The organism is Methylorubrum pseudosasae, from assembly GCF_029504475.1.
GTDB classification, from domain to species: domain Bacteria; phylum Pseudomonadota; class Alphaproteobacteria; order Rhizobiales; family Beijerinckiaceae; genus Methylobacterium; species Methylobacterium extorquens.
Genome location: NZ_JAQGDU010000002.1, coordinates 5,340,200 through 5,350,000, shown reverse-complemented (window position 1 = coordinate 5,350,000; position 9,801 = coordinate 5,340,200). Strand labels below are relative to the sequence as shown.

13 protein-coding genes (1 of these 13 running past the window's edge) are annotated in these 9,801 nt (G+C 68.4%); 9 read left to right on the top strand and 4 right to left on the bottom strand.

Features of this window, described 5'->3' with window-relative positions:
* From M2437_RS26200 to M2437_RS26180, 5 genes are all read left to right on the top strand, one after another.
* Window positions 1-428 carry the 3' portion of a DnaB-like helicase C-terminal domain-containing protein gene (locus M2437_RS26200; RefSeq protein ID WP_253389123.1) on the top strand. 193 nt of this gene lie to the left of the window's left edge, so the window shows 428 of its 621 coding nt (coding positions 194-621); the start codon falls outside the window, past its left edge; it ends in the stop codon at window positions 426-428.
* A 29-nt stretch (window positions 429-457) separates the two neighbouring features.
* Complete coding sequence (locus M2437_RS26195; RefSeq protein WP_277570404.1) at window positions 458-580, top strand: hypothetical protein; 123 nt, start codon at window positions 458-460, stop codon at window positions 578-580.
* A gap of 485 nt (window positions 581-1,065) precedes the next feature.
* Window positions 1,066-1,278, top strand: a complete 213-nt coding sequence (locus M2437_RS26190; protein WP_253389122.1) for a hypothetical protein — start codon at window positions 1,066-1,068, stop codon at window positions 1,276-1,278.
* A 4-nt stretch (window positions 1,279-1,282) separates the two neighbouring features.
* Entirely contained in the window at window positions 1,283-2,644 is a 1,362-nt protein-coding gene (locus M2437_RS26185; protein ID WP_253389121.1) for a hypothetical protein, read from the top strand.
* A 72-nt stretch (window positions 2,645-2,716) separates the two neighbouring features.
* Complete coding sequence (locus tag M2437_RS26180) at window positions 2,717-3,094, top strand: hypothetical protein (protein WP_253389120.1); 378 nt, start codon at window positions 2,717-2,719, stop codon at window positions 3,092-3,094.
* 165 nt (window positions 3,095-3,259) lie between these two features.
* Here the strand turns inward: M2437_RS26180 and M2437_RS26175 are convergent, their stop codons facing one another.
* The 4 genes from M2437_RS26175 to M2437_RS26160 all read right to left on the bottom strand — a co-directional run bounded on the left by M2437_RS26175 (window position 3,260) and on the right by M2437_RS26160 (window position 6,657).
* Window positions 3,260-3,526 carry a hypothetical protein gene (locus M2437_RS26175; protein ID WP_277570403.1) on the bottom strand — a complete coding sequence of 89 codons (267 nt, stop codon included), beginning with the start codon at window positions 3,524-3,526 and terminating at the stop codon, window positions 3,260-3,262.
* A gap of 173 nt (window positions 3,527-3,699) precedes the next feature.
* On the bottom strand, window positions 3,700-4,470 hold the full coding sequence (locus tag M2437_RS26170; protein WP_015822017.1) for an anti-sigma factor family protein: 771 nt from the start codon (window positions 4,468-4,470) through the stop codon (window positions 3,700-3,702).
* Between the two features lie 85 nt (window positions 4,471-4,555).
* Window positions 4,556-5,119, bottom strand: a complete 564-nt coding sequence (locus M2437_RS26165; RefSeq protein WP_015950331.1) for a sigma-70 family RNA polymerase sigma factor — start codon at window positions 5,117-5,119, stop codon at window positions 4,556-4,558.
* A gap of 233 nt (window positions 5,120-5,352) precedes the next feature.
* Window positions 5,353-6,657, bottom strand: coding sequence for a L,D-transpeptidase family protein (locus M2437_RS26160; RefSeq protein ID WP_012253006.1), 1,305 nt, complete (start codon window positions 6,655-6,657; stop codon window positions 5,353-5,355).
* A gap of 284 nt (window positions 6,658-6,941) precedes the next feature.
* Between M2437_RS26160 and M2437_RS26155 the strand changes: the two genes are divergently transcribed.
* From M2437_RS26155 to M2437_RS26140, 4 genes are all read left to right on the top strand, one after another.
* Entirely contained in the window at window positions 6,942-7,355 is a 414-nt protein-coding gene (locus M2437_RS26155; RefSeq protein ID WP_147020017.1) for a hypothetical protein, read from the top strand.
* A 49-nt stretch (window positions 7,356-7,404) separates the two neighbouring features.
* Window positions 7,405-8,475 carry a DUF1775 domain-containing protein gene (locus M2437_RS26150; RefSeq protein WP_253389119.1) on the top strand — a complete coding sequence of 357 codons (1,071 nt, stop codon included), beginning with the start codon at window positions 7,405-7,407 and terminating at the stop codon, window positions 8,473-8,475.
* 115 nt (window positions 8,476-8,590) lie between these two features.
* Complete coding sequence (locus tag M2437_RS26145) at window positions 8,591-9,115, top strand: copper chaperone PCu(A)C (RefSeq protein WP_253389118.1); 525 nt, start codon at window positions 8,591-8,593, stop codon at window positions 9,113-9,115.
* Entirely contained in the window at window positions 9,105-9,752 is a 648-nt protein-coding gene (locus M2437_RS26140) for an SCO family protein (protein ID WP_253389117.1), read from the top strand. Before M2437_RS26145 ends, M2437_RS26140 begins: the two co-directional genes overlap by 11 nt.
* Window positions 9,753-9,801 lie beyond the last annotated feature (49 nt).

Here is a 9,801-nt window from a genome sequence, read left to right as displayed (position 1 = left end):
TCCACGGCGAGGTCTTCGGCGCCGGGAACGTCTGGCTGTTCGACCCGGAGACGGCGGAATGGACCGTCGAGGTGATCCTCAGTTACGTCCGGTACTGCGCCAAGGCGCTGGACGCGCAGATCATTCTCATCGACCCGATGAGCTTCATCGCCGCGGGTCTCTCTGCTGGCGACGACGAGCGGCGCACCCTCGACAAGGTGTCCCGTGACCTCGCTGCCTTGGAGAAGGAGCTTGGTGTCCACCTCCAGGTGACGCACCACCTCACGCGACCCGAAGGCACCGCCCACGAGGAAGGAGCGCAGACCTCCCTCAACCAGGTGCGGGGGTCTGGCGGCATCGCGAACTTCGCCACCTACGTCATCGGACACGAGCGCAACCAGCAGGCCGAAGACCCCGACCAGTCCCTCATCATGAGGCTGCGGCTCTGAAGAACCGGCCGCGGTCGCGCACGGGCGAGATGATCCGACTGAAGTACAACTTGGGAACGGGCCGCCGCCTGCCGACCGAGGAGCTGTTCCCCGTCAAGGGTAAGGGTTGCGAGAAGGGCGGGGGCTTCCCGCCGGCATCCTCCGACTACTGAGCCCACCGCTCACCGTCGAAAGATCCTCAGGACAATGGACACGACCGAGACCCTCCCCTTCGTCAGCCGCACGCTGAACTGGGAGGTGACGCCGAAGCCTCTAGCGGAGGTCAACGAGGGGCTTCGAGCGGAAGTCTCCCGGCTGCTGGAGGAGGCACAAGTAGCGGCTGTGCGGCACCAGATGGCCCAGGCGTTCACCCAGATGCAGATGATGGGCTACTCCGCCCTCCTGAACTACGGCGTGAACGACCAGGAGCTGCCCGCCTACAAGGACCCCGATGGGCTCCTGGAGAAGGCCGGCAAGCCCCCCTCCTCGACGGCCAGGAGGCGTACTTCGAGTACATGCGCGGGGTCGAGCACCACATCGCCGCCGCGGTTCGCCGCAAGCAGTTCCAGCTTCGAAACGGCGGCCTTAAGAAAGACTGACACCCACTTGCGGGGCCTTGGGGTAACCTGGGGCCTTCCTCTTTGGAGACCCCTGACAGATGGCACAGAACCCCGCCGCCCAGGTTGGCAAGGTCCGCGTGGCCCGCCAGGCGACCGAGGCTTACATCGATACGGCCATCTACCCGACGCCGGCCGCCCAGATCGCCGCGGCGAAAGCCCTCGGCACCAACGACTGGCGCACACGCAACGTCCTCCAGGTAAGCGGCGACGACGTGTTCGAGTACGACGTAGTCTCCTCAGACGGCGTGTGATCGGATGCGCAAGCTAATCCTCGCGGCGCTCTTGGCGCTGGCCGCATGGCCGGTCTACGGGCAGGCCCTCCCCAAGCCTAGCTACCGGGCGATCATCCTCCCGGACAACGACCAGGGCTCGGTCGGGGACACGTCTGGTATTTGCGTCCGGCTCACCCCAGGGCCGCTCCTCCCAGGCGGCTACCTGAAGATCCCGGAAGCGTTCGCCCAGATCCAAGCTCGCACCCAACGTGTCTTCCGGTCCGACCCCCGGGCCTACGGGGCGACCTGCAACGGGAGCGGGATCGGCGACGATCCCGGCTTCAATGGTGCCATCGCGGCGCTCCAGACGGCCGGCGGCGGCGCCCTGTTGATCCCCGGCAAGTGCGTCATCTCCCAGCCGAAGACCGTCACGGGTGTCCCGGTGGCTGTCGTGGGGGATGGGCTCGCAGTCTCCCAGCTCATCGGCTCCGCCAGCTTCCCCGCGGGCAACAAGTTCCTGTTGCGCATCGACATCATGAACGGCAGCGACGGCACGGTGTCCGTCAACGGCGTCTCCTTCCGCACCCTCCAGGCGGAGGTGGCGAGCGGCCTTGAGATCGAGGCCATCCAGAGCAACCTCGAAGAGCGCGTCCAGATCAGCCACACCGAGTTCCGCGGCGTGGACCCAGGCCAGCATGGCCTCAATAACGGGCTCCGTCTCCGCAACGTGAACACGCCCAAGGTATCGAACGTCACGGTGACCGGGCGGCAGTCGAGCAGCGGCGGGCCCGCCAGTCTCACCAACATGGATGTCTGCTTCGACATCGTGAACACGCTGCCGGGGATGACCAACTACGTCTTCTCGGACACCCGCTGCAACGCAGCGAAGCAAGCCTACAACCTCTCCGGCTATTTGGAGGGGCTCTACTGTGGCCGTTGCATCAACGTTGCGGTGGGCTTTGGGTGGTTCCTGCGGCCCAGCCAGCAGACCCCGCCCATCAATATCTTCAGCAGCCAGACTGACTTCTTCAACGCTGCGGTCGATATCACAGACATCACGCAGGGCGCCTATTACGGCAACCTGTTCTACCACCGCGCCGACGCGGCCACGAACGGGGTCTGCTACCAGATCACCCGCGTGAAGAAGAGCCAGATCCTCGGCGGCGAGTGCGTGAACTACGCCGACACGACTAGCCTCGTGGGCGTCGCGTGGTCGGCATCGAGCGACAACATCGTGGGGGACATGATCCTCTCGAAGGTGGATACCGGGGTCACAAACCTCGGGGGCTCCACCGGCAACGTCTACCGGCGCGGCCGATGGATCAACGTGAAGCAGGGGGCCAGGGAGCACGGCAACGGGGGCGACAGCTCCAACGTCTGCATCGGCTACAACGCGGCCTGCTGACGACACCTACCAGACCCTCAACCTCCGTCCGCCTCTGGGCGGCTTTTTCTTTGCCCGGAGACGACCCGACACATGAGCACCCGCTCTGGTGCCGCCCTGCGGTGGCGGCCGGAAGACGAAGCCTGGGACCCGACGCCGTTTCTTCAGGGGGACCGCACAGGGCACGGCCGGGGTCTGATCTTCGACATCGAGAGCAACGACCTCTTCCCCGGGCTGACCGCCTTCTGGTGCACTGCCGCGGTGGATATCGACACGGGCGAGGCGTTCTACTGGGGCGTGGATCTCTCGGCGGGGTCCCTTGCGGACTGCATCGAGTTCCGCGGGCAGGCCTCACTCCTCCTGGCCCACAACGGCACTGGGTACGACCACCGGGCAATCGAGAAGCTTTATCCCGGTTGGTGTCGCCCCGCTAAGTCGCGGGACACCCAGGTCATCGCAAAGGTGGCCTAGCCGTATGACGCCCTGATCGGCCCCGACCTCAAGCGCATCCGCGAGGGCCGGATGCCGGGCCAAGTACCTCAAGAGGCATAGCCTTAGCGCCTGGGGCTACCGCACGGGCACCAACAAGGGCGAGTACACCGGGTGCTTCGGCGCTTGGTCCCCCGCCATGTCGGTCTACCTGATGGCGACATCAGAGGCACGCTCGCCCTCTGGCGCCTCATCGAGAAGCGCATCGGGTGGGACGGGGCGAACCGTAAAGTCGCCGCGGATTTCCTCTTCCGGACCAGGAACGTTCAGCCCAACCCCGTCTGGTCCGAACTGACTCTGGAGACCGAGAACGAGGTCGCCCGGATCATTTGGGAGCAGGAGCAGGATGGCGTCCGCTTCGATCGCGAGAGGGCCATCACGCTCATCGCCGAGCTTCAGAACCAGCAGGCCCACATCAGGCGCGACCTGGTGGCAAGGTCAACAGAAACGAGCCCGCCCCGATGCGGCTGCCGGAGCCAAAAGAAAGCCGAGTGTCTCGGCCTGGATCGATCCAAGACGAAACACTCGGCTCTTAATCTAGGCTCGCGCGCCGCCGAGGAACTCGGCGACCGCGCTTGGGAAAGCTCTTACTTCCGGAGCGCGGCAAGGCGGGCGGCGGCGGCGTGCAGGGCCGGGTCGTCGCGCGAGCCGCTCAGCGCGTAGGCGGTGCCGCCGGTCCGCCAATAGGCCGTCGTCCCGTCGCTCGAGCGTGCAACCGGCTCCGTCCCTTCGGACAGGGGCGCGCCGCTGCTGTGCTTGGCGAACAGCGCGAGTTCGCCGATCTCGGCCGACTGGATCGAGACCTCGATCCCGGTGCCGCTCCGGCTCGGGAAGATCTGCACGTCCCGGACGATCCACCCCTTCGGCAGAGGCGGAAGATCGACGCCCGTCGCGGCTTCGAGATCGGCCGGATCGTAGGCCGAGGCCATGGGCTGGCTGGTCGTGCGCGCGCGGATCTGCACGGCCTCGCGGGCCTGCTTGGCTTCCTCGGCCAGGGACGGATCGATCGGCGAGGCGATGGAGCCGGGAACGCCGAAGCTGCCGCTCTCGGTGTGGGCGAGCCAGCCCGCTCCGACCAGGACCACGACCGCCGCCGCCCGGCGCAGGCGGGAGCGAACCCGCTGCCACGCGAAGGCGCGGTCGATCCGGCGAGCACTGGAGCGCAGCCGCTCCGGCGGCAGGCTCGGCACCGGCAGGAAGGCTTCGCGCAGGGCGTCGCGGTCGCGCAGGTCGGCCATGACCTGCAGCGCGTCCTGCGGATTGCGCGCGAGATGCGCCTCGACTTCGACGCGACGCATCGGCTCGAGTTCACCATCGACATACGCGATGAGTTCGGTTTCCGTAACCGGATCGACCATCAGCCCACTCCGACTGCCCTGCTTGCCCACCGTCGAACCTCTTCGTTTTCCGGTGTCTTCCGTTGTTAACGGCTCAACAGGGTCATCAATTCCCACCAACAACGCGTAGATGTGCACGGCCACGGTCGGGGCCATCGTCGGAAGATCCGGCGTTAGCCTTGCCCTTGCGGCCGCCTTCCTCGAAGGCGCGCAGGGCCGCCCGGCCGCGGCCGAGCCGCGACATCAGGGTTCCGATCGGGATTCCGAGCACGGCCGCGGCGTCGGCATAAGCCATGCCTTCGAGCGTCACGAGGTGGAGCGCGGCGCGCTGCTCCTCGGGCAGTCCTTCGAACGCCTTGCGGATCTGCATGAGCCGCACCTGCCCCTCTTGGGCGGGCGGTGCCACGTCGTCGGAGAGCTGCACCAGCACATCGGCGTGGCGTGCCTCGACGCGTTTGCGGCGCTGCTCATCGATGAAGACGTTGTGCAGCACCGTCATCATCCAGGTGCGCAGGTTGGTGTCCGGCCTCAGGTTCGCGCGCGATTCGAGGGCGCGAACCATGGTATCGTGCACGAGGTCATCCGCTTTCAGCGAATCCCGCGTGAGCGACCGGGCGTAGCGCCGCAAGGGCACCAGCAGGTCGACGATTTCGGAGCGTTTCGAGCGCATTCTGTCGGCCACCATAATCCGTTGACGGCTGGCCCACGCCTTTAATCCGGCGCCCCGTTCTTTTTTCGAAAAATTCGTGCGCTCCGAAGACCGGGCGCTCTTCACGCACGCGGCCTTGCGGGAGGACCGCGCGCGGGTTCAAGCGCCCTGAAACGCGAACAGCCCGGGCCGGATGCGAGATCCGGCCCGGGCTGTTTGGCGTCACCCAGCAGATGGCTCGAACGAGCCGGCGCTTAGTTTTCCTCGTCGCCCGGCTCGTACACTTCGGGCCGGGTCGAGGCGGCGCTGGCAACCGGCGTCGGCGCCTCGATGGTGGAGGGGACGTTCACGCCGTCGCGCTTGTAGATGTCGTCGCGGAACTGCACCGTGCCGTCCGGGGTCGCCCAGGCGGTGATGTAGGTCCAGTAGACCGGCACGGGCTGGGTCAGCGTCGCATCGATGCGCTGGCCGCTCTCCACCGCCTGCTCGACGCGGGTGCGGTCCCAGCCGGGCGTGTCCTTCAGCAGCCACGTGATGTACTCGCGCACGTTCTGCACGCGCACGCAGCCCGAGGAGATGAAGCGGAAGTCGTCGCCGAACACGCCGCGGGAATTGGTGTCGTGCATGAACACGCCATGCGCGTTCGGAATGTTGATGCGCACCACGCCCATGGAGTTGAAGTCGGCGCCGGAATCCTGGCGGTAGGTGTAGCGGGTGCCCTCGTCCGAGTTCCAGTTCACGGAGCGCGGCGAGATCTCCTGTCCCCCCGAGAGGATGCGGATCTTGTTGTCCGTGAGGTAGTTCGGATCCTTCTGCATCTTCGGGATCAGGTCCTTCCTCACGATCGAGGCCGGGACCGTCCAGGTCGGGTTGAAATTGATCTGCGTCGCCTTGGTGTTCATGATCGGCGACTGGCGGTCGATCTTGCCGACGCCCGCGGCGTGCAGCGTCACGACCTGGCCGTTCTCCACCGTCTGCACCAGGGCGGCGGGGATGTTGGTGATGACGAAGCGCCGGCCGAGATCGCCCGAATAGGAGCGCAGGCGGATCACGTTGGTCTCGAGCTGGCGCAGGCGCACCTCGGCGGGCACGTTCATCGCCGCCTGGGTCGCCGGGCTCATCTGGCCGGTCTGCGACAGGCCGTGCCGGGCCTGGAAGCGCTTCACGCCGGCCGCGACGTAGGAATCGTAGACACCCGCACCGCCGGCCGTGGCGTCGAGGTCGCCGGTGACGATCAGGCGCTGGCGCACGGCCGCCACCGCCGGTCCGCGGGAGCCGACGCGCAGACCGGCCGCGCCGCTCACGTTCTGCCAGCCGCCGCGGGAGACGATGGCGCGATACTTCTCGGCCATCGACTCAGTCGCCGCGATGGTGTCGGGCGAGAGGATCGGCGTCGAGGACCGATGCACCTGCATGGTCGTGGGCGAGGAATAGTCCTGCGCCCACTCGGCCTGGGCGAACCCGCCCTCGCGGGCGAGCGCCGGGCCGGCGAGCACCGTCGCCGCCACGAGGGCGGCAGCGAGGGGGCGGAAGTGGGGGTGGCGCGCGCTCTGCAGCATCGATCCGGGCTCTGGAGAAAGGTGCGGTCAGTGGATCCAGCCGGGATTCATGGCTCAAACGCGAAGCGTCGAAGAACCAAGTCTCGGCCAAGTCATCGTGCCGCGGTTGTCGCGGTCTCGTGGTTAAGAAGCCATGCCGTTCCGGGCTACATTATGGCGTCCGCGTGTGAGGGCGCACGCAGAGCGTTCAGCGATGCGCTCGGGCAGGCCTCGCCGGGGCGCGGCGGCATGGCGCCGGCCCGGCCCCTACCGGAGCGGCACGAAGCGGCGTAAGGCTCGTGTCCATGCCGAGCCCACGCCGCGACCGGACCGGAGGAGCGCCGCGCGTCCTGCGCGGGCTGACCGCCGTGGCCGCCCTCTACGCGCTGGTGCTCCAGGCCCTGCTCGGCGGCATTGCCGCCCTTCCCGTCGCGGGCGCCCCCGCCTTCCTCTGCCAGCCGATCGCGCAACAGATCGCGGACGGAGCCGTCTCCGCCGAAGCGGCGAAGGACGGGCTTCCGGCCTCGGATTCACACCACGCCGGCTGCTGCACCGCCGCGCATCACGCGCCCGCTGCCACGCTCACCCCTCCCCTCTCCGCCGAGGCCGCGTGGCCCGAGCGGGACGCCGCCCCCGCAAGGTGGTCCGGGGTCCAGCGCCGGGCTGCCCGTCCGCCGCCCTTCACCCTCGCCCACGCCCGAGCCCCGCCGGCTGCCTGACCCGCCTGATCCCCGTGATCCTTCGATGTCAGACAACCGGAACCGTCCCATGCCTCGCCTCCGCCTCAGCGCCCCTCTTCGCGCCGCCCTGCCGCTCGTCCTGATCGGCTCAAGCGCTGTTCCTTGCGCCGTCTTCGGCCTCGTCTCGCCCGCCTCGGCCCATGCCGTGCTGGAGCGCAAGGAGGCCGCGCCCAACGCCGCCTATCGCGGCGTCGTCCAGATCATGCACGGCTGCGACGGCCGGCCGACCACCCGCATCAGCGTCACCATCCCCGAGGGGGTGACCGGGGCCAAGCCGATGCCGAAGCCCGGCTGGACGATCGAAACCGTCAAGTCGGCCTATGCCCGGTCCTACCCGTCCTTCCACGGACAGGTCTCGGAGGGCGTCACGAAAATTACCTGGAGCGGCGGCAGCCTGCCGGACGAGCAGATCGACGAGTTCACCTTCTTCGCCCGGATTTCCGACGCCTTCGCGCCGGGCGCGACGATCTACTTCCCCGTCGAGCAGGACTGCACCGAGGGCAGCTACCGCTGGAGCGATGTGCCGGCCGAGAACGGGAACGCGCAGGCCCTGAAGGCGCCGGCCCCGGCGGTGCGGATCATCGCCGCGCAAGGAACGGCGCCCCAGGGAACGGCGGCCCAAGCAACGACGACGCAGGCTTCGGCCGCCCCCGCCGCGAAAGCCGGAGCGATCGCGATCGAGACGCCCTGGCTGCGGGCGACACCGGGCGGCGCGAAGGTCGCCGGCGGCTACGTGACTTTGCGCAACACCGGCACCGAGCCCGACCGGCTGACGGGTGCCGCCATCCCCCAGGCGGGCCGGGCCGAGATCGACTCGATGACGACGGAGGGCGGCGTGATGAAGATGGCGCCCGTCGAGGGGGGCCTCGCCCTCGCGCCGGGGGCCAGCGTCGCGCTCAAGCCCGGCGGCTACCACCTGATGTTCCTCGACCTGAAGGACGGGCTGAAGGCGGGCGAGACCGTCGCGGGCACGCTGACCTTCGAGCTGGCCGGAACGGTGCCGGTGAGCTTCACCGTGGCACCGATCGGCGCGCAAGGACCCGACAGGCAAGGACCCGCCGCCGCGCCCGAGGCCGACAGCCACAAGCACCACCACTGACCGGCGACATCACCGCGCGGGTAGGAGCCTCACGGGAGCATCGCCGCCGCATGCGGCGTTCGAGGCTCGAGGTCCGCGCGCCCTCCCCTTTCCCGCTCCGAACGGAGACACGATCATGCGCCTTCACGCTGTCTCGGCCGCCCTCCTCGCGCTCGGCGTTGCCGCGACGAGCCCCGCCCACGCCCATGACTACAAGGCCGGCCCGCTCAAGATCGGCCATCCCTGGTCACGGGCGACGCCCGGCGGCGCGCGGGTCGCGGCCGGCTACCTCACGGTTACGAATACCGGCACCGAACCCGACCGGCTCACCGGCGGCGCGATCGAGGCGGCCGGGCGCGGGGAGCTGCACACGATGTCGATGGAGGGCGGCGTGATGAAAATGGCGCCGCTCGCCGACGGCCTGGCGATCCCGCCCGGCCAGACGGTGACGCTCGCCCCCAGCGGCCATCACCTGATGTTCCTCGACCTGACAACGCCGCTGAAGAAGGGCGAGCGGGTGAAGGGGACGCTGCGCTTCGAGCGGGCCGGGACCGTTCCGGTCGAGTTCGCCGTGGAGAGCCTCGCCGCCAAGGCCCCCGAGACGCGGTCCGAGAAGGGGCCCGAGGCGCACGACCATGGGGGACACGACCATGGCCATTGAACCGGACTCCGAGCCCCGGACGGCTTCCCCCGCCTCTCAACGGGGGAGCACGCTGATCCTCGCCGCCTTCGCGCTCGCCCTCGTCGGCATCGTGGCAGCGACGGTTGCCTTCCTGCCGCGGGGGGACAAGCCCTCCGCCCTCTCGGTGGTCGGTGGTCCATTCCGGCTCGAATCCTCGAAGGGCGGCACCGTCGATTCGCAGGCGCTGAAGGGCAAACCCTTCCTCGTCTTCTTCGGCTTCACCCAGTGCCCGAACGTCTGCCCGACGACGCTGGCCGACCTCGGCACCCTGCTCGATGAATTCGGCAGCCAGGGCGGCGAGATCCAGGCCTACTACATCACCCTCGACCCTGAGCGGGACACGCAGGCGGTGATGCGCGAATACATGGCCTCGTTCACCGATCGGATCACCGGATTGAGCGGCACGCCGCAGCAGATCGAGCGGGTGGCGCGCGATTACCGCGCCTATGTGAAGCGGGTGCCGCTGCCAGGGGGCGACTACACCCTGGAGCACACGTTGATGGTCTACATGATGGACCGCGACGGCGGCTTTGTCGGACCGCTCGACCTGAATGCGGGGCACGCCCTCGCCCTCAAGCAATTGCGCAAGCTGGTCTCCGACGGCCGCAACACCTGACCGTTTCGGCTCACGCGGGCCGGTCTTCCGTTCCGCGGCCGACCGCAGC